Origin of the sequence: Caballeronia udeis, from assembly GCF_001544555.2 — a bacterium.
GTDB lineage: Bacteria > Pseudomonadota > Gammaproteobacteria > Burkholderiales > Burkholderiaceae > Caballeronia > Caballeronia udeis.
Window position 1 is genome coordinate 1 of record NZ_FCOK02000018.1, and the last position, 20,992, is coordinate 20,992.

General features: G+C 59.2%; 6 protein-coding genes. All 6 read left to right on the forward strand.

Annotated features, from left to right (window positions below; genetic code table 11):
* The first annotated feature begins 882 nt into the window (after positions 1–882).
* The 6 genes from AWB69_RS14950 (at position 883) to AWB69_RS49355 (ending at position 19,885) form a co-directional block, all read left to right on the forward strand.
* The gene (locus AWB69_RS14950) at positions 883–1,479 is read left to right on the forward strand and encodes an acetate uptake transporter (protein ID WP_062085950.1); all 597 of its coding nucleotides are present in this window, start codon (positions 883–885) and stop codon (positions 1,477–1,479) included.
* An 86-nt stretch (positions 1,480–1,565) separates the two neighbouring features.
* Positions 1,566–1,982: a phasin family protein gene (locus AWB69_RS14955; RefSeq protein WP_062085952.1), complete on the forward strand. Its 417-nt coding sequence runs from the start codon at positions 1,566–1,568 to the stop codon at positions 1,980–1,982.
* A gap of 663 nt (positions 1,983–2,645) precedes the next feature.
* Positions 2,646–11,243: a GH36-type glycosyl hydrolase domain-containing protein gene (locus tag AWB69_RS14960; protein ID WP_231937114.1), complete on the forward strand. Its 8,598-nt coding sequence runs from the start codon at positions 2,646–2,648 to the stop codon at positions 11,241–11,243.
* Positions 11,244–12,049: 806 nt separating this feature from the next.
* A complete protein-coding gene (locus AWB69_RS14965) occupies positions 12,050–13,453 on the forward strand; it encodes a GGDEF domain-containing protein (RefSeq protein ID WP_062085956.1) in 1,404 nt (467 codons plus the stop codon).
* A 187-nt stretch (positions 13,454–13,640) separates the two neighbouring features.
* Complete coding sequence (locus tag AWB69_RS14970) at positions 13,641–15,743, forward strand: putative bifunctional diguanylate cyclase/phosphodiesterase (protein ID WP_062085959.1); 2,103 nt, start codon at positions 13,641–13,643, stop codon at positions 15,741–15,743.
* Between the two features lie 839 nt (positions 15,744–16,582).
* Positions 16,583–19,885, forward strand: a complete 3,303-nt coding sequence (locus AWB69_RS49355; protein ID WP_062085961.1) for a bifunctional diguanylate cyclase/phosphodiesterase — start codon at positions 16,583–16,585, stop codon at positions 19,883–19,885.
* Positions 19,886–20,992: the final 1,107 nt, after the last annotated feature.

The window sequence follows — 20,992 nt, forward strand, 5'->3', positions numbered from 1 at the left end:
GCGCCGCACCAGCGCTTCTTTTCTTTCTGCTGAGTAGGTTTTCATTCACTCTGATTTTACCGCCCCCGGACCATGTCGATAAGAATCAGATAACACGACAAGTAGTCTGACGCCGGGGGGTTACGGATCCGATAAACTTCATGTACGGTAACTTTGGAACCGGCAAACTAGACTTGATGGTGAATGTTTGGGGTCCAAGCACTGTGTCAGGTGCGTGGACGTTGACCAATGACCGCACATTCCGAATTTTCTTGCACAAGTAGCACTTTTAAGGTTCAGCCCGGCAATTGCCGGGCTTTCATCGTGTGCAGATCGTTTGCTGAAGCGGCGACGTGATCGCCACATTGAAAGAGACCACTTCAAAGTACGTCGTCTGAACTTGCACGTCACCAGGCCATCGCGCCAGACACCCATCAGGCTCAAGCGAATATCCACCGCCCGTCAGCCTGGTTTTAGGGGTTCGATGTGCTGAGTAATGTTGCTCTGCCAGTATCATTGGCTGACGCTGCCAACGACAGTCCGACTATGGCCGAGCCGGCGTTGACTCAGATCAAGGTAGATCTGCGCGGGAAATGGCACAAGCGTGAATATCGATGAGCTTATCTCTCGCCTGCGCCAGGCACCGCATAAGATGGCGATTCACGAGCTAGTTCGCGCAAGCAGGGTTGACGCATCGAGAATCCTCAGCGGCTTATGGTTGATGCAAGTCAAAGATGCGGTTTTGCGTGGGGCATAGGATTAAATCAAACAGGACGTGTCGACGCTGGAGAATCCGGCAATTCTCGATCAACTCCGCCAAGCCCGATTCGGGCACGAGTTTTGTGATCACGGAGTTTCGCCGCGGATTGCCCGCAGCTTTCCGATATCTTCAGGAGGCTGACAATGAACAATGCAATAGCGCAAAGGAAACTAGCGAATCCGGCGCCGCTGGGTCTCGCTGGGTTCGCGCTGACGACATGGTTGTTGAGTGTGATCAACGCAGGCTGGTTTTCAAGTGATTCAACAGGACTGGTACTCGCGTGCGCACTCTGCTTTTGCGGTACCGCGCAAGCCATAGAAGGTGTGATGGACCTACCGCGAGGCAACACGTTTGGCGTGACGGCGTTTTTGGCCTATGGAGCGTTCTGGTGGTCATTTGCCCTGTTCGTCCTGTTTCTCCATGGCAAGGTACCGGCCGCGTTCGTTGGCTGGTATCTGTTCCTATGGGGCGTGTTCACCTTCTATATGTGGCTCGCTACGTTTCGTTCACCGCGTGCACTACAGCTGATTTTCCTGACGCTCTGGATCACGTTCGTCCTGCTTGCCGGCGGTGAGTGGACGGGTTCGACCGCGCTGCGTGCTGCCGGTGGTTATGGCGGCCTTCTGACTGCGGTGTTCGCGTTTTACCTGTCTGCGGCCGACGTGATCAACGAAGTCTACGACCGGATCGTATTGCCCATCGGCGAGGCGAAAGCCTTCAATACCACGGCCGTCTTATGAAGGTTCATGCTGAACGCGGGTAAGGAAACATGGCGGACGTCGCCGTCCGTTGTATCGCTTAATCAATAGTCCAAGGGAGATTTATCATGGCAACAGCTTTTAATCCGATCGCCGACTTCAGCAAGATGCTGGAGAGTTTCAACTTTCCCGGCGTCGATAAGACGTCGCTGATCGATGCACGACGCAAAGACCTCGAGGCGCTCGGGGAAGCTAACAGGCTAGCGTTCGAAGGAATGCAGGCTGTGGTGCAAAAGCAGGCAGAAATGTTGAGTGCGAGCGTGCGGGAGATTCAGGCCGCCGCACAGCAAATGACCGGTGGCAGCCCGACGGACGTGATGGCGAAGCAGGGGGAATTCGTCCAGCACTCGCTAAAGAAGGCTGTCGACAACATGCGAGAAATCGCCGAGGTCGCACAAAAATCACAGGCCGATGCATTGGCGGCGATCACCAAGCGTGCAGAGCAAAGCATTGAGGAGGCTAAGACGTTATTGCCACGCACGTGAGTGCTGCTCAAGCGCTCGTTGTTAATAACACCACGCCAAATCGTTGCGAATCATATTGATGATCGCCGTCGCGAGTCCCGGCTTACTTGAATTCGGTGAAATCCCAGATTCCGGATCCGCCTGAATGTCGAATGTCGGCCAGGAGGTTTCGCGGCGTCATTTCCTGCCCAAGGTGCCTCCGGCACACGCGCATGGGCGTTTTTGTCATTTCCACGATTCGACGCAAAAAATAAGGTCTTTAAAAAGAATTACCTTTGCGTGCGTGATTTGTGTTCCCCTAAAGGAGTTACCGGCTGCGCCGATATCAGTCGCGGGTGCTGGTCTTGCAGCTCGCCATTTATACGGGGCGTTCCCGTTTTCTTCCCAACCCCTTGATCGATGTTCTCCGGGCGCCGGGGAACGCCGGCCATAGGGCGTCGTAGTTTTCACCAGGTTCAAACGCTCACGTCGACTTTGACGTGCGATGCGCGAGGAATGCGTTGTCGCTTGCCTCTTGCATCCCCGAATCCATTCCCCACGCCAGCTACGCAGCTTCGCGCACCATGCCGATAGTTCGCCAGTCTGCAATTTTGGACAATGATGGCCTTTTCCCGTTCGTATTTACCGCCCAAACTTGATTCGCTTCTGGGGGCGTTGGCCCGATGGAAGACCGCATCTCGCCGCTTGCCGCAAGAACCCGCGCTGCGTGCCGAGCTGTTCAGCGCGGACCAGATGGAACTGCACGGGGTGCGGCTTGCGGCGCAGCATCGGTTAAGCACAGGTGCAGGGCTGGATCATCTGCTGCCACGGCTCACGAATAATGAAGCGACGCTGCTGAGCGCGTACGAACGTCTCACGAAAGCAACGCTCAACAGCTACCGGGTAACGCCTGCCGCCGAGTGGCTGCTCGACAACTACTACCTGATCGCCGAACAGATCCGGATCGCGCGGCACCATCTCCCGAAGGGTTATAGCCGCGAACTACCGCGTCTCGCCGATGGCCCGTCCCACGAATTGCCGCGCGTGTATGGCATTGCACTGGAGACAATCTCGCACGGCGACGGCCGCGTCAATACCGAAAGCCTGACTCGCTTCATCACGGCCTATCAGACCGTTACGCCGCTCACGCTGGGCGAGCTTTGGGCAATTCCCATCATGTTGCGGCTCGCATTGATCGAGAATCTGCGGCGCGTGGCAAGCCGCGTGACGACCGATCTCGACGATCGCAACCTTGCTGGGCAGTGGGCCGACCGCATGACCGAGACCGCTGGGCACGACCCTAAAAGCGTGGTGCTGACGGTGGCTGACATGGCGCGCTCGAACCCGCCGATGGCCAGTTCCTTCGTAGCCGAGCTGGCTCGACGCCTGCAGGGCCAGAGCGCAACGCTGGCACTGCCGCTGACGTGGATCGAACAATTGTTGTCTGAGTCGGGTCTGAGCATCGAGCGAATGGTGCAACTGGAGGCGCAGCAGCAGGCCGCGGACCAGGTGTCGATCAGCAACAGCATCAGTAGCCTGCGCCTGCTCTCGGCGACCGACTGGCGTGATTTCGTCGAAAGCACTAGCATCGTGGAACATATCCTGGGCGAAGATCCGGCCGATATCTACCAGGCGATGGATTTTGCCACGCGGGACCGTTACCGGCACAGCGTTGAACGGCTCGCGCGTGCGAGCCGGCGCCCGGAAGAGACGGTGGCGCGCGCCGCGATCGATCTCGCCAGGAGTGCGGTTGAATCGGACACGGGCCGGGGTGTTGAACATCACGTCGGCTTTTATCTGTTGCGCGATGGTGTTGACGGGCTTGAGCGGCACGTCGAGGCGAAGGTGAATGCGCTCGAAGCGTGGCGGCGCATCTTGCGCCGTGCGCCATTGCCCATCTATCTGGTACTGGCGGCGCTGATCACGATCCTGTTCGGATGGCCCTTCCTCGACGCAGCGCGTCACCACGGATGGCCGGGCGGTTTGCTGGTTGTGCTCGCTGTACCGGTGCTGCTGATGACCAGCCGCGTTGCCGTCGACTTTGTCAACTGGTTCATCACGCTAACGGTGCAACCCGACTGGCTGCCACGCCTCGACTTCAGCAGGGGCATTCCGGCGCAGATGCGCACGCTCGTTGTGATCCCGTCGCTGATCGGTGACGCACAAGACGTGGACGACCTGGCCGAAGGACTTGAAGTACGCTTCCTTGCGAATCGCGATCCGCATCTGCATTTCAGCTTGCTGACCGACTTCATGGATTCGGCCTCCGAGAGCTGCGACGAAGACGCCGGATTGATGTTGCGCGCGCGGCTGAGCATTGAAGTCTTGAATGAAAAATATCCCGATACCCAGGGCGACCGTTTCTTCCTGTTTCATCGCCCGCGACGCTGGAACGCCGTCGAAAAGATCTGGATGGGGCATGAGAGAAAGCGCGGCAAGATTGCCGAACTCGATGCGCTGCTGCGCGGCACGGGACGCGATCGTTTCTCTCTGATCGTGGGGGACATCGCGGCGTTGCCACGCGTGCGGTATGTGATTACGCTCGATACGGACACCCAGCTCCCGCGCGATGCCGCCAGCCAATTTATTGGTGCAATCGCTCATCCGCTGAATGCGGCCGTCTACGACGCGGACAAACAGCGCGTAAGTTCGGGGCATGCGATCCTTCAGCCGCGCGTGGGGATCAGTCTTCCGAGCACGGCACGCTCGGCATATGCACGCCTCTTTGGCGGCGATGCCGGTATTGATCCCTATACAAGAGCCGCTTCGGACGTCTATCAGGATCTGTTCCACGAAGGGTCATTCATCGGCAAGGGAATCTACGAACTCGATGCGTTCGAGCAGGCAGTGGAGGGGCGTTTTCCTGACAACCGTATCCTGAGCCATGACCTTATAGAAGGTTGTTACGCACGAGCGGGCCTCCTGAGTGACGTGTACCTGTACGAGGAGTATCCGGCCCGCTACAGCGCCGACGTCAACCGGCGGCACCGGTGGATCCGCGGCGACTGGCAACTGCTGCCGTGGATCTTTCCCTGGGCGCCGACTGAACATGGCGGCCTGGCGCGCAATCCTCTTTCCTGGCTGTCGCGCTGGAAACTGTTCGACAACCTGCGCCGCAGCGCCTCGCCTGTCGCTCTACTCGCCATGGTGTTGATGGGGTGGATAAGCGGATGGCAGCCTCTCGCCTGGACCATCGGCGTCATGGCGTTGACGTTGAGCATGCCGCTCGCAGCAGGCCTGATCGAGCTCCTTCAGAAGCCGCACGATATGCCGCTGCGCCGGCACATGGCGCTCACCGCTCAATCGGCCGGCCGTCATCTGGTGCGTGCGCTGGCGGCGCTTGCATGGCTGCCTCACGAGGCGCAGTACAGCCTGGACGCCATCGTGCGCACACTCTGGCGCATCGGGTTCGGCAAGCACAAGTTGCTTCAATGGAACGCGTCCCGCGAAGTGGAGCGGGTGGCAACCAACGATCCGAAGGCGCTGTACCGGCTCATGTGGATCGGCCCGCTGCTCGGTGCAGGTCTTGCCTTGTCGTTCATCAGGATGCCCGGCACATTCGTGGTGCTCGCGCCGTTCGCACTTCTGTGGATTCTGTCTCCGCTGCTTGCGTGGTGGATCAGTCGGCCTCCTGTCCAGGACCGGGGTGCCCTGGCTATCGGCGAGGCGCGTTTTTTGCGCGGACTTGCCCGTAAGACTTGGGCATTTTTCGACGACTATGTCGGACCACAAGACCACTGGCTGCCGCCCGACAATATTCAGGAGGTACCCACCACGGGCGCCATGATCGTGGCGCGTCGCACGTCTCCGACCAACATGGGCATGGGCCTGCTCGCGCACCTGGCCGCTTTCGATTTTGGTTATCTGAGCGCCGGGCGAATGCTCGCGCGCATCGGCGAGACACTCGCGACCATGGATGGCCTTGAGCGTTATCGCAATCACTTCTTCAACTGGTACGACACGGGCACATTGCAGACGCTCGCGCCGCGTTATGTATCGACGGTCGATAGCGGCAATCTCGCCGGCCATCTGATGACCTTGAGCCGCGGGTTGCTGGAGGTGGCGGACGAACCGGTGTTCAGTCCGCGCATGTTCGCCGGTCTCGCCGATACCCTCGACGCTTATCGCGCGGTGGCACACGTAGCAGGGTTCGGCCTCGATACATTTGCACCGCTCGAGACTCAATTGAGCGCAGCGTCGGCAAGCCCGCCGCGCACTTCAGCCGAAGCAGTTGCAATCATGCGGCAGGTATCGGCCTTGGCCGCAACCCTCGCGCATGAGATCAAAGGTCCCGCGGATAGCGATCTTTTCTTCTGGTCACAAGCACTGTCGGCGCAATGCCGTGACGTCGCCGATGAGCTCGGCCGTTTCGACCTGCGGCCAGCCGTCGATGCCCCCCCGGGTTTGCCGACGTTCCGGCAGCTTGCGCTGCTCGACGTGAACCTGTGGCCCGACTCGGCCACGGCACGTGCCATCGAAGTACGCAGCGCGGCGATCGATCGCATCGCGCAAATCAACCGGCTGGCAGAGCTCTCCGGGGATATGGCGGCAATGGATTTCAGGTTCCTCTACGACGTCAATCGCGAGTTGCTAAGCATTGGCTACAACGTGGACGAGCGGCGCCTTGATGCCGGCTTCTATGACCTGCTCGCGTCCGAGGCGCGCTTGACCAACTTCGTGGCGATCGCGCAGGGCCAGTTGCCGCAGGAGAGCTGGTTCACACTGGGACGTCTGCTCACGAGTACGGGCGGTGTTCCGGTCCTGCTCTCGTGGACCGGTTCGATGTTCGAATACCTGATGCCCATGCTGGTCATGCCTAGCTACGAAGGTACCTTGCTCGACCAGACCTGCCGCGCGGCGGTCGCCCGGCAGATCGAGTACGGCCATCAACTGGGCGTGCCATGGGGCGTGTCCGAGTCGGGCTACAACGTGCTCGACGCCCAGCTGAACTACCAGTACCGTGCGTTTGGCGTTCCAGGTCTCGGCCTGAAGCGCGGACTCGGTGACGACGTTGTCATCGCGCCGTACGCCACGGCGCTCGCGTTGATGGTAGCGCCGCAAGCCGCTTGCCGTAACCTGCAGCGTCTGGCAACAACGGGGGCAGCCGGTCGCTACGGCCTGTACGAAGCCATCGATCACACTCAGGCGCGCGTGCCGCGCGGCCAGACCTCGGTGGTGATCCAGTCATACATGGCGCATCACCAGGGCATGAGCTTGTTGTCCATGGCGAGCTGCCTGCTCGGGCAACCCATGCAGCGCCGCTTCGAATCCGACCCGCAGTTCAAGGCCACGACCCTGCTGCTGCAGGAACGCATTCCGAAGACCGCGACCGAATATCTGCCGACGCCGGGCCTGCCTGTCGTCGATGCAGCCGCGCTCATTGCGGAGAGCAAGCTGCGTATCTTCACTGACCCCGACCGCCCGAGGCCTGCCGTGCAACTGCTGTCGAACGGCCGCTATCACGTAATGGTCAGCAGCGCGGGCGGCGGCTACAGCCTCTGCGGTGATTTATCAGTTACACGCTGGCGCGAGGACATCACGTCCGACAATTGGGGCATGTTCTGTTACCTGCGCGATGTGGCAAGTGGTGAGTTCTGGTCGAGTGCGCACCAGCCAACACTCAAGCGTCCCGATCTTTACGAAGCTATTTTCTCTGACGCACGGGCCGAGTTCCGCGTGCGTGAACGCGACTTCGACTCGCATACCGAGATCGTGGTGTCGCCGGAAGACGATATCGAGTTACGCCGCCTGCGCATCACGAATCGCGCGCGGGTGCGGCGCACGATCGAGCTGACCAGCTATGGCGAGGTGGTGTTGGCGCCAGCGGCGGCTGACGCTGCGCATCGCACCTTCAGCAACCTGTTCGTGCAGACCGAACTGCTGGAGCCGTTGCAAGCTATTCTATGCACGCGACGCGCTCGTTCGAGCAAGGAAGCTGTGCCGTGGATGTGTCATCTGCTGGCGGCGCACGGTGTGGATATCGACGCGATTTCCTACGAGACCGACCGGGCGCGGTTTATCGGCCGGGGGCGGACCGTGGTTCATCCCGCCGCGATGGATGACGGCTCCGACACCCAGGGCCGGCTCTCGAACAGCGTCGGGTCGGTGCTTGATCCCATTGTTTCAATTCGCTGCCGGATCACGCTCAATCCCGGGCAGTCGGCGACGATCGACTTCGTCACCGGCGTAAGTGACAGCCGCGACGGCTGCTTGCACCTGATCAACAAATACCGCGACCGGCAACTCGCCGACCGTGTATTCGACCTGGCCTGGACGCATAGCCAGGTCTCGCTGCGGCAGATGAACGCCACGATGTCCGATGCGCGGCTCTACGAGCAGATGGCTGCATCGATCGTCTACGCAAACGCGTCGTTGCGTGCCGAGGCTGGAGTATTGGCCGCCAACCGGCGCAACCAGTCCGGCTTATGGGGCCAGTCGATCTCTGGTGACCTGCCTATCGTCCTGCTGCAGATCACCGACATGGCCAACATCGAACTGGTCCGGCAGATGGTGCAGGCGCATGCCTACTGGCGCCAGAAAGGGCTCGCCGTCGATCTGGTCATCTGGAACGAGGACCATGCCGGCTACCGGCAGAATCTGCAGGACCTGATCATGGGCCTGATCGCCTCCGGAACGGAAGCGAACCTGATAGACCGGCCCGGCGGAATCTTCGTTCGGCCAGCGCAGCAATTGTCACGCGAGGACCGTGACCTGATGCAGGCGGTGGCGCGCATCATTGTCGCCGACACCCGTGGCAGCCTCGCCGAGCAAGTCGAGCGCCGACGCCCGGATTCAACCGCCGCCCCGTTCGAGCCGGTGAGCGCCCATGTCGCCATCCGCTTGCCCGAAGCGCACGCACGGCCGCGGGCGGACGCGTTGATTCTGCAGAACCCGTACGGTGGTTTTTCGGCAGATGGCACCGAGTACGTCATCAAGCTGGAGCCAGGTCACACGACCCCCGCTCCATGGGCCAACGTGCTTGCTAACCCGGGCTTCGGCACAGTCGTCTCGGAGAGCGGAGGGGCCTATACGTGGAGCGAGAATGCACACGAGTTCAGACTGACTCCGTGGGCGAACGACCCGGTCGGCGACACCAGCGGCGAAGCCTTATACCTGCGTGACGAGGAGAGCGGACATTGCTGGTCGCCCACTCCGTTGCCCCGGCGCGGCAGCGGTACATACACCATCCGCCACGGCTTTGGCTACAGCGTATTCGAGCACGAGGAAGACGGCATCCGTTCCGAGCTGTGGGTGTACGTCGCGCTACACGCATCCGTTAAATTTTCGGTGCTCAAGATCCGCAATGTTTCGGGACGCGCGCGACGTCTTTCAGCCACCGGCTTCGTCGAGTGGACGCTTGGCGATCTGCGCGAGAAGTCCGCCATGCACATAGTCACCGAGGCCGATCCGCTTAGCGGGGCGCTCTTCGCCCGCAACGACTATTCGATGGAGTTCGGTGGCCGCGTTGCGTTCTTCGCGATTGACGACACAGTGGCGGGCTTCACCTGCGATCGCCGCGAATTTATCGGTCGCAACGGTAGTCTGCGCGCGCCCGCTGCCATGCGCCAGGCACGCCTGTCAGGACGCGCGGGCGCCGGGCTCGACCCGTGCGCGGCGCTCAAGGCCGACTTCGATCTGGCCGATGGCGACAGTCATGAGGTCGTTTTCCGGATGGGTGCGGCGCATGACGCGATGTCGGTGCGCGGCATCGCGAAAGAGTTTCGCGGCGCGGCTGCGGCCGCCAACGCGCTCGATGCGGTGCGCAAGCACTGGCAGGCAACGCTCGGCCGCGTACAGGTCAGGACGCCAGAACCGGCAGTTGACGTGCTGGTGAACGGCTGGCTGATGTATCAGGTCATAGCCTGCCGGTTCTGGGCACGCAGCGGTTATTACCAGTCTGGCGGCGCGTTTGGTTTCCGGGACCAGTTGCAGGATTCCATGGCGATGATCCATGCCATGCCGCACCTTGCCCGCGAGCATCTCTTGCTCTGCGCAGCCCACCAGTTTTCAGAGGGCGACGTGCAGCACTGGTGGCATCCGCCGCTCGGCCGCGGCGTGCGTACCAATTGCTCCGACGACTATCTGTGGCTGCCGGTAGCAACCAGCCGCTACGTGAGCATCACTGGCGACATCAGCGTGCTCGATGAACGCGTCGGTTATATCGAAGGGCGGCCGGTCAATCCGGGCGAGGACTCTTATTACGACTTGCCGGAACCTTCGGCCCTGGTCGAAACCCTTTACGAACATTGCGTGCGAGCGATCGAACATGGTCTGACGCAGGGTGCGCACGGGCTGCCCCTGATCGGCTGCGGCGACTGGAATGACGGCATGAACCGCGTGGGGGCACAGGGTCGCGGTGAAAGCGTGTGGCTTGGCTTCTTCCTCTACGACGTTTTGCTCAGATTCGCCGACACGGCAAAGGCTCGCGACGATACCGTCTTCGCAAGCCATTGCCAGAACCACGCGGTTGTCCTGCGAACCAACCTTGAATCCCATGGCTGGGATGGCGAATGGTATCGCCGTGCGTATTTCGACGACGGCACCCCGCTCGGATCAGCCAGTAATGAAGAATGCAAGATTGATTCGATTGCGCAAAGCTGGTCGGTGCTGTCGGGAGCGGGTTCAGACGAACGACAGCTTGAGGCGATGGCTTCGCTCGATCGCTATCTCGTCAAGCGTGACGCCGGGCTGATCCAGCTCCTCGATCCTCCTTTCGACCGCTCGGCCCTCGATCCAGGCTATATCAAGGGATACGTCCCGGGCGTGCGCGAAAACGGCGGTCAATATACGCACGCGGCAATCTGGGCGACGATGGCTTTCGCCGCGCTGGGCGACCGTGAGCGCGCCTGGGAACTGCTGCGGATGATCAACCCTGTCCTGCACGGCAACGACGGGCCCGCGATCGAGCAATACAAGGTCGAACCGTATGTGATGACAGCGGATGTATACGGCGTAAGCCCGCATGAGGGCAGGGGCGGGTGGAGCTGGTACACGGGTTCGGCGGCCTGGATGTACCGGCTGCTGGTTGAATCTTTGCTTGGGCTGCAGGTCAGGGGCGATCGCTTGAGTGTCACGCCGCTGCTGCCGGCCAGCTGGGAGTCGTTTGAGATGAGCTACCGCTTTGGCAAGACGCTCTTTCGCGTGTCAGTCAACCAGTCCACAGACGATGGCCTGCAGCGCGTCGTTCTCGATGGCGTGCCGCAACCCAACGGAGGAATACACCTGATCGACGATGGGCGCGAGCACAGCGTCGCAATCGAGATCCCACGGATAGCGAGCGCAGTTTCGTCGACTCTCGCCTGATGATTCACGCGAGGGGGTCTTGGCTGTTCAAATGCGCCAAGGCAGTCCCTCTTGAGATCAAGAGTAGATTGTGTGATGTGCATAATGAGTTTGTTTTACGTATCCCGGACGTCGAACTTGTGGAAATGTCTCGCTGATCACGCCAGCGAGAACCGCAGTTCCTCCCGGCTCCAGCACCAGCTGGAGATGCTATCCACCGGGAGTCCAATTCGCAGTATCTCGATGGACGCCATTGCTACCAGGTGATCCGTCATTTTGTCCTCGAGACCTTTTGAATTACCTGCTACCCAAATACCCTGTGCTCACGAAAACAACACCACAATTGGCCACAAAAAAATATTCGTAAATGATGGACAGGTCGCCGAACGGTTGCAAGAACTGCTTGTATGTGCGGTGGCCCGTATACGGCATTAGTTACTGAAATATAAAGCAACAATTAAATGTAAAACAAGCTAGTCTCAGTCAACCGGCCGCAAAGAACTGTGCGAAATCAGGTCTGACCCGATAGTAGTCACTCTATAAGCGAACGCAGGCCAATTGGTATCCTTTCCCTCAATACGAATTAGACCAAGTCGATTTGAAATCCGTATAAAAACGAACACCACGAATAGTGGAACCCGGTTAAGGGCAGGGGAAAGCTGCTTGCGCGATATGGCGAAAAATCGGTGGCTCTCGCCCCTGGAGAATCAATGGATAGCCTTCGTAAATGACTCAGAACTCGACGGTATCCACAGCCAGAATAAGAGGGGCGTTGGAATCGTTTTATGCGAAACGGCCGGGAATATCAAAGTTAATGGAGGTGGCGTATGAGGATGAACATTGCTGTTCGTGAAGCGCCTCCCGCGATCTGGCGGCTGCTAAAAGTCTATACGCAACTGTTGCTGATCGGGTTTGCGCTAGTCCCCGCTTGTCTGATCGCCTATCTGTATTTCGCACAAGATCCGACTCTCAAATTCGAGAATCACATATTCCATGAAATCGCCATCGCGGCCGCCACGCTTGAGGGCTTTTTCGTCACCTATGTGACATGGACGTGCTACCGGTCCTCGGGTGAGCCCCTGCTACGCTGGCTCACATTGGGTTTTCTCGGCTTCGTATTGATCTATGCATTGCATGGCGCATTCACCGGCCTGGCGCATCACAATATGTGGCTGTTTCTACTCTATGGACCGGCTTCCCGCCTCGTGATGTCGATCCTGCTGTTTGTCGGACTGCTCTCGTACCATCGTCCGCCCGAGCGGGTCGAGAAACGCTCGAACGCTCGCGACTGGATGATGTGGGTCGGGTTCTTCGTGCTGGTTGATATCGCGGTCGCTTACGTGGCGAACTCGGCCGTCGCCAGCAGCCCGATGGTGCGTCTATCAATGGAAGGGGGTGCGCTGGTTTTTTCCATATTGAACGTGACGACGTTGATGTTGCGCCGGATTCGGTCGCCGCTCATGGTGATCTATGGCATTTCGATCGTATGGTTCGCGCTATCTTCACTCGCATTCATTCTTGGGCGACCGTGGAATCATATGTGGTGGCTTGCGCACGCCATCTTCGCCGCGGGGTTTTTTCTGCTCAGCTATGGCGTTGTGGAGGCTTTCCGCACCACACGCTCATTCTCGACCATTTACAGCCAGGAGGAATTGACTGCCCGGCTGGCCGAGGCAATGGCCCGTACCGAAAGCGCGTTGCAGGAACTGCAGCACACTAACCAAAAGCTCGAGCGTCTTGCCGGCACCGACCCCTTGACCGGCGCTGCGAATCGACGTCAGTTCATCGAAAGCGTCGAGGCCGAGATCGGGCGGACCAAACGAGGCGGCGCTCCCTTTTCCCTGCTGGCACTTGACCTCGATAACTTCAAGGCGATCAATGACTCGTACGGCCACCAGATCGGCGACGAGGTCTTGCGGCGCTTCGTACAGACGTGCCTTGAGGCGATCCGCCCTTACGACGGTTTCGCTCGCGTAGGTGGAGAGGAATTCATGGTGCTGCTTCCACAGTCGCTGCTCGAAGCGGCTCGCACAATCGGCGAGCGTGTTCGAGTGGCCATCGCACGCAGTACATTCGAGGCCGGGATCGGGCACCTGGTCGAGGTCACCGTCAGCATTGGAGTCTCGCAGTTCGGGCACGATGGCGACACGATCGATACGCTTCTTCGTGTCGCTGACGAACGACTCTATCGCGCAAAACACCAGGGCCGCAACTGCGTGGTTGCGGCGTAGGGGCGACGCCCGTCAAACCGCCCATAAGACTCCCGCAGAAGCAAGAAGTAGCGGGGGGCATACCGAGCTCCTCAAAAAGGAGCCAATCCGTTAAAGAGAGTTGAATGTTTGCGGCTTCTGACCATTGCGTTTAAACCTCCCTGTCAACGCAAGCGTTATGCGGCATCCATTTAAGGGGAGCACGGTCATGAGCGGTATCTATAACCCTTTACTGGTTTTTCTTTCACTCATCGTCGCGTTCCTCGCCTCCTATACGGCATTGGAACTATCAGGGTGGATCTTTTCGTTGCAGCAGGAACGGCAACGTGTGCACTGGCTGCTCGGCGGTGCAATCGCAATGGGAATCGGTATCTGGTCGATGCACTTTATCGGCATGATGGCTTTCGCGCTGCCCATCCTGGTTGGATACGATCTTTCCTTCACAGCAGCTTCGTTTCTACTGGCTGCCGTGGTTTCGCTCCTCGCCCTATCCACTGTGACCCGGGGAAAACTCTCCTCCGTGCGCATCGCCTTCGCCGGCACCGTCATGGGGTTGGGGATCGCGGGCATGCATTACACCGGGATGGCTGCGCTGCAGATGTCTCCGCCAATTCGGTATACCTGGTGGATCGTGATTGCGTCGATTGCCATTGCGATTGCAGCATCGATTGCCTCGCTGTGGCTCGCCTTCACGCTGCGCACGTCCGCGCGGCAAAGCATCATCGCCAAGCGTCTTGGTGCCGCGATCATCATGGCGCTGGCAATCACAGGCATGCACTACGCCGGTATGGGCGCGGCCAACTTCGCGACGGGAAGCATCTGCCTTTCTGTCAACAAACTCGACACGAACTGGTTCGCGCTGGCGGTGTCGGCGAGTTCGTTGACAGTGCTGATTGGAACACTCGCTTTCCTCGGATTGCATACAAGCAGCCTGTCCAACTCCCTGCGGCGTGCAAACAGCCAGTTGGACCATCTCGGCACGCACGACACGCTGACGGACCTGCCCAATCGGCTCTGGCTCACAGCCCACATCGAGCGAGCGATGGAGGCCTGCGCCCGGAGAGGTTCGATGATCGCTGTGCTGCTTGTCAACCTCGATGGTTTCAAGACCATCAATGATTCGCTTGGCCATGCCGTTGGGGACGATTTCCTCAAGACCTGCGCGAGCCGGCTGGGCCAGAACTTGCGGCACGACGATATGGTCGCCCGTATCGGCGGGGACGAATTCGTGATTGTCGTGGGCGGATTGCTCGACCCGTCAGTCGCCGGACAGATCACCGATAACGTGCTGCGCGAGCTCTGCCGCGAAATAGTCATCAATGGCGTACGGCTACGGGTGAGCGCGAGTATTGGAATCGCGGTGTTTCCGCGCGACGGTGATGACGTCGCTACGTTGTTGCACAACGCGGATGCAGCGATGTACGACGCCAAGCAGAGTGGCCGCAATACCTTCCGTTATTTCGAGCCTGCCATGAGTACTACCGCGCTCAGCACGCTGATCCTGCAGCGTGACCTGCAACGCGCTTTCGAGCAGGGGCAACTGAGCCTGTCTTTTCAGCCGAAATTCAAGATTGCCAACTTGTCCCTGAGCGGGGCTGAAGCGTTGATTCGATGGCAGCATCCGGAAATCGGCGACATTCCTCCCCTGGAATTCATTCCTGCTGCCGAGCGCTCCGGGCAGATCGTCCAGATCGGCAATTGGGTCATTGCAGAAACGTGCCGCCTGATCGGCAGGTGGGACGCGTTAGGATTGCCGGCGGTCCAGATCGCGATCAACCTGTCGCCGGTGCAGTTCAACGTACCGGACCTGGTCGACCATATCGACGCCATAGTACGGAGCGCGGGCGTCGCGCCCGAGCGCGTGATGTTCGAAATCACCGAAACCGTCGCGATGCAAAACGCCGACAAAACGACCGCGATCATCCAGAAATTCCAGTCACGCGGCTTTGACATGGCCATCGATGATTTTGGAACAGGCTATTCGAGCCTGGCATACCTGCAAAGGTTTCGAGTCAGACAGATCAAGGTGGATCGTTTTTTCGTCAACGATCTGGATGTTCACGAAAGGCAGGGGAGCGCGCTCTTGTCGGCGATCGTGACACTTGCGCGCGCGCTGAACATGGAGGTGGTGGCAGAAGGTGTCGAAACAATAACCCAGTTGAACAAGCTAGCCTCTCTGAATTGCGATCAGGCGCAGGGCTTCTTGTTGAGCAAGCCGTTACCTGCCGCAGCCTTTCAGCAATTCTTGAACGGCATCGACAGGATGTCGCATGGCAAACCAGAAACGCGAGCTGTCGTTGAGCCTGGTTAGCGGGCTCGGTCAAGCGAAGTGTCGTGGTGGAACACTCTCGCCCGACGGAGCGCGAGTCGCGTGGCAGTCCGTTGCCCTTATCTCGCATGACCGCTAACTTGCAGCTGCAACGTATTTGCCGTCGCCGCCAGAGTTTGCGCCCATGCGTTTTGCACCATAAAACCCCCGGTATCGTGCTTCATTCGCCAACGCGTCTTTGTCATGATGCGAGAATTAATACTTTGCAATGCAGATTGTTTTCCGGAAGACGCATAGGGCATTTTCCCTACATATTGCCGTTACAAATTTTCCTGACAAGCTTGGATTTTTGCCCGGCTATTAAACTTTTCCCTGCAAACGTCGTTATTAGATTAAGGATCACCATCGGGCTCAGCGCGATTGGCGCTTTGAACAATGTGCTTTGCCCGTGAGGCGGTGATCACTGAGTTTGTCGTCGTGTCCTCAGCAACATGCTTTCAATATTGAAAGCAATCCGCACGGCTTTTTGTGGACACCACAACACCGTAGCCTCAGTCCCACAAGACGATGCGGCGGGCGACGGCGAGTTCTAAAAGACAAACACGGACCATTGGTTCGCCGGTTGAACGAGTACGGGTCGAAACTGCTCTTCAAGAAATGCGGCAAGCTTCCGCGCGAAGTGCGGACCCCGCCACAGTGAGGAGAGCGCTCGTCTCCATGCTCGATTCAGTCGGCTATATCAATGAAGTTGAGGCGGCTGCAAGCGTCAAGGTGATGCTGAGTTCACCAGCCGGGCGTCTTCGTCGATAACTTCCGACGGTCCGCGCGCTAGTGACTTGAACAGGAAGGAATAGCGGCCATGCAGAACCGGAGCAGGCATCATGCGTCTCGTTACACGAAACCTGGATAGCACGGGCAGTCGCATCGAATTGACAGGTCAGGGTGTAATGGCCGCTCAGGTCATCCGCCTGCGTCGGTTGGGTGCGAAAGTGCGTCCTGCACTTCGGCGTTTGCTCGAAGCCTACGTGCTGTTCCCGCTATTTGCGGCAATGCTGCTCGTGCTCGCGTGGACGGCCGTCATTCATCTGGTCACTGTGGAACACGCCGTTGCCCGGGGTGCCGCGGTGGAATTGAGCCGCGAACTCGCCGATACCTATGAAGTGCAGATGGTGCGTGATCTCGTCGCCATAGACCAGGCGCTCAAGACGGTCAAGTACGTGTACGAGACGAGGGGCAGTGTGCGGTTGTCGGAGTTGCAGGAGCAGGGCCTGTTGCCCTTCGCGATCGTGTTCAAGGTAGCGATCGCTGGCAGCGACGGCCGTCTTCGTGACGCGACACGGGTGCAGGCGCCCACGACCGTAGTAGACCAGCCGTATTTCACCGTGCAGCGCGATCGCGCCAACGACAGTCCGGTGCCGTTCGTAAGCGGGGTCACTCGCAACGCCACGACCGGCGTCCCGGAAATTATCTTCAGCCGGCGACTGAAGAACGCAGCCGGGGGATTTGCCGGGATCGTCATGCTCTCTGTGAACCCCGGATATTTCACGAGCAACTACGACCACTCGCGCATGGGTAACGAAGGCGTATTGGCGCTGCTCGGCACGGATGGCGTGATGCGTGCCGAGCGAGTGGGCGAACGGTCCTCGTGGGGCGCGGTCCTCTCGAGGACGGCCATGCAAGCCGCCGAAGCATCGTCCGACCTGCCCGCCGTGCAGCCGTGGGATCATGGCGTGCGCCGCTATACGAACCTGCGCCAGTTGCAGGACTTCCCGCTCATCGCGATAGTCGGTCTTGGTCAGGAGGAGCAACTCGCGCAGTTCCGAAGTCACCGGCGTGCTTACCTGCTATGGGCAAGCTCCGGCAGTGCGGTGCTAATCCTGCTGGCAGCTGCACTTAGCCGCTCGAGCTGGCAGCTCGCGGTAAGCCGGCGGCGAGCACGGCGGGCACAGCAGACCTACTACGCCGCGTCAGAAGCGAGTCTCGACGCCTTTTTTGTCCTTCGCAGTCAACTAGACCCGAACGGCAAGATTATCGGCTTCATGGTGCAAGACACCAACCGGCGTGGTGCAGACCTGTCCGGACTACCGCGCGACGGCTTGATCGGCCAGTCACTCGACGTGGCGTTTCCTCGATCCCATAACGACGGCATGCTTGATGAGTTTGCGAGCGTCGCGAGGACGGGCGTGATCGAGGAGCGGGAGTGGGTCCACGAGCGGCGCGATGCATCGTCGGCATGGCTGCAGCGGCAGGTCGTGCGCGTGGAGGGCGGCGTGGTAGTGATGATGCGCGACATCAGTTCCCGAAAACACGCCGAAGTCCGGCGCGAGGAGCAGAATCGGGTACTGGAAATGATCGCCACCAGCACACCATTGGCAGACGTGCTGTCTTCCATGATCCGGCTCCTCGAGTCACAGATCACAGGGGTGGTGTGCACCGCCTTGCTGTGTGATGACGACGGCCGGCACTTGAAGTTGGGCGCTGCGCCCAGCTTGCCAGAACGCTATGGCAAGCAGATGCGCGGCTCGCTGATTGGTCCGGATGCGGGGCCGAGCGGTCGCGCGATCCATTGGCGCCAGCCGGTGTACGTACTGGATGTGACGCAGGATGCGCATCTGGGTGTTCAGATGGAAAGCTGCGGCATGCATGGCTACGGCGCATGCTGGGCGCAACCCATTCTGTCGCATGACGGCAGCGCGCTGGGTGTACTTACGTTGTTCGTACGGCATCCTCATGAGCCGACATCGGACGAGGGACAGGCCATCGCAATGGCGACGCGCATTTCCGGCATCGCGATCGAGCGCAGCCAGGCGGAGCAACGTATCCGGCACATGGCGAACCACGACGCGCTAACCGGCTTGCCCAATCGTACCTTGCTCTCCGATCGTCTGAATCAGGTCTTGCTGCACGCGCAACGCTATCAGCGCGGCGTGACTGTGGTCTTTATCGACCTCGACAATTTCAAGCTGATCAACGACAGCCTCGGTCATCGCGCCGGCGATAACCTGTTGAAGATCGTGGCCGAGCGCATGGCGCGGTGCGTACGGCGCACCGATACCGTGGTGCGGCTCGGTGGTGACGAGTTTGTGGTCGTTCTGTTTGACCAGGTACAGGACGGAGGAAGTTTTACGGAGGTCATCGAAAAGATTCGCGATACGATTCGCGCGCCGGTCGAGCTGAACGACCAGATTTTTCAGATGACGTGCAGCATGGGGCTCGCGAGCTATCCAAACGACGGTGTTGACGCGGAAACACTGCTCATGAACGCTGATGCCGCGATGTATCGCGCAAAAGAAATGGGCCGCAACAACTATCAGTTGTACACGTCCGAGATGAACATCAGGGTGCACGCGAAACTGCGGCTTCAGGAACAGTTGCGGCACGCGCTCGCGAACGAGGAGTTTCGGTTGGTGTATCAGCCGCAGGTCGATTTGCAAACCGAGAAGATCTTTGGCGTGGAAGCGCTGTTACGCTGGGATCATCCGACAGAAGGGCTGGTCTCGCCAAGCACGTTCATTCCGCTTGCGGAGGAAACAGGACTGATTGTGCCGATCGGCGACTGGGTGCTGCATACGGCCTGCCACCAGAACAAGGCGTGGCAGGACGCGGGGATGCCGCCCATGACCATTTCTGTCAACGTCTCGGCGCGGCAGTTCTTGCAGAAGGAATGGGTGGGACGGGTGGCGCATGCGCTGGCCGTGAGCGGGCTCGATGCACAGTATCTCGAGCTCGAGCTCACGGAGAGTCTCATCATGCAGGATCTCGATGGCGCCATTGCTGTCATGACGCTGCTGCAGGCCATGGGCGTGCGCCTGTCTATCGATGACTTCGGCACCGGCTACTCCAGCTTAAGCGCGTTGAAACACTTTCCGATCGTGCGCCTGAAAATAGATCAGTCGTTTGTGCGCGAACTACCTGACGGCGAGGATAACCGCGCCATCGCGCGTGCCGTTATCTCGCTCGGGCGGCAATTGAATCTCAAGGTGATTGCAGAAGGCGTCGAAACGGAGAAGCAACTTAATTTCCTGCGCGACAACGACTGTCACGAAATCCAGGGCTATCACTACAGCAAGCCGGTTACGCCGCGCGAGTTGGAGCAATTGCTGAGGGCACCTTTCGCTTGGCCCTCGGATGAGGTCGCCGAATATGCGTCTCTCCAGCCGTCAAAGCGACCTGAAAGGACGTGAAGCCCTGATGAGAGGTCTTGAGAGGCAGGTCAATTCCAGCGCCAACGCACCGGCTCTTTCGAATTTGGCACGGAACAGCCCTGAGTTCAATGAGATATGCCACGGCGAATCGTTTTTAGTCCACGACAAAACTCAGCTCTAATGCAAATCCCACCCGGCCCACCATATTGGTGTTTCAAGAAGTCCGATGACTTCCTCGAAGCCCGCGCCCAGCGGGCTTAATGAGATGGTCACTCCCACCCTACACGCGAGTTACGCTGCAGGGTGTTTTGTTTCTGGAGACCATCCTGCAAAGTGTGACGCTGGTTGGAATCGATCTGGGTATTGGTGACGGTATCGTTGATTCGCAAGAAGGCGGGAATTTCCTCCCCGCAAGGGTGTAGCCATCGGATTGACAATCGAGTGGGTAACGTCAACTGGAATATCCGACTCGACCATGCGCAAGTTGACGGCATTTGAGTTTGCCAAGTGTCGTCAAACGATGCTCGGCAACAGGCTAAAGGGCTGGTACTTGGTTGCGGATAAACAGATCTAATCTTAATGGCCAATTATTCAGTTATGCGAACCAATTGGTTGGCTCCTGCATCGAGTAGAGTCCAAACTCCAATGAAAGCATGTTAAGTCTGTGAATCACATGACACAGCGGTTCATAAATCACAAGGAGGGTGGCGGTGCCGGGCGGTGAAATCGGCGGAAGCATAGCGCTAGCGTGGAACCCCGAGTGTCGTGGGAGGTGCTGACGTCCGCACGGTGAGAATGCTTCGGATGGTAGCTAGAGATTGTTCGGCCGCCGGACTTGGCGCTTCTCGGCGTGGAATCGAAAACTTTTGACTCCCAAGCGCCTGCAAACGGCGGAGATATAGGGCTTGCCCGGTGTGGCGCATCGTTCGACGGCAAGAGCAATGGCTGCGTCACCGACATGCCGACACAGCCATTCGAGCGTTCGACGGTCTCTCTCGTTGTATAGCCTGACCAAGTGCTCCATTTTTGCTCCTGGAAATACTGTTCAGACATACAGTGCTGGTAATATATACAGCATTATCGAAGATGCAAGCTCGCCACCTGTCGCGTGGTTGTGCCCCCGCGCATCGCGCCACAAGGAACAGC

Excerpts from the sequence above, each read along its gene's own strand:
- AWB69_RS49355 (WP_062085961.1), top strand. The coding sequence starts at position 16,583 with ATGCGTCTCGTTACACGAAACCTGGATAGCACGGGCAGTCGCATCGAA.
- AWB69_RS14955 (WP_062085952.1), top strand. The coding sequence starts at position 1,566 with ATGGCAACAGCTTTTAATCCGATCGCCGACTTCAGCAAGATGCTGGAG.
- AWB69_RS14965 (WP_062085956.1), top strand. The coding sequence starts at position 12,050 with ATGAGGATGAACATTGCTGTTCGTGAAGCGCCTCCCGCGATCTGGCGG.
- AWB69_RS14970 (WP_062085959.1), top strand. The coding sequence starts at position 13,641 with ATGAGCGGTATCTATAACCCTTTACTGGTTTTTCTTTCACTCATCGTC.
- AWB69_RS14950 (WP_062085950.1), top strand. The coding sequence starts at position 883 with ATGAACAATGCAATAGCGCAAAGGAAACTAGCGAATCCGGCGCCGCTG.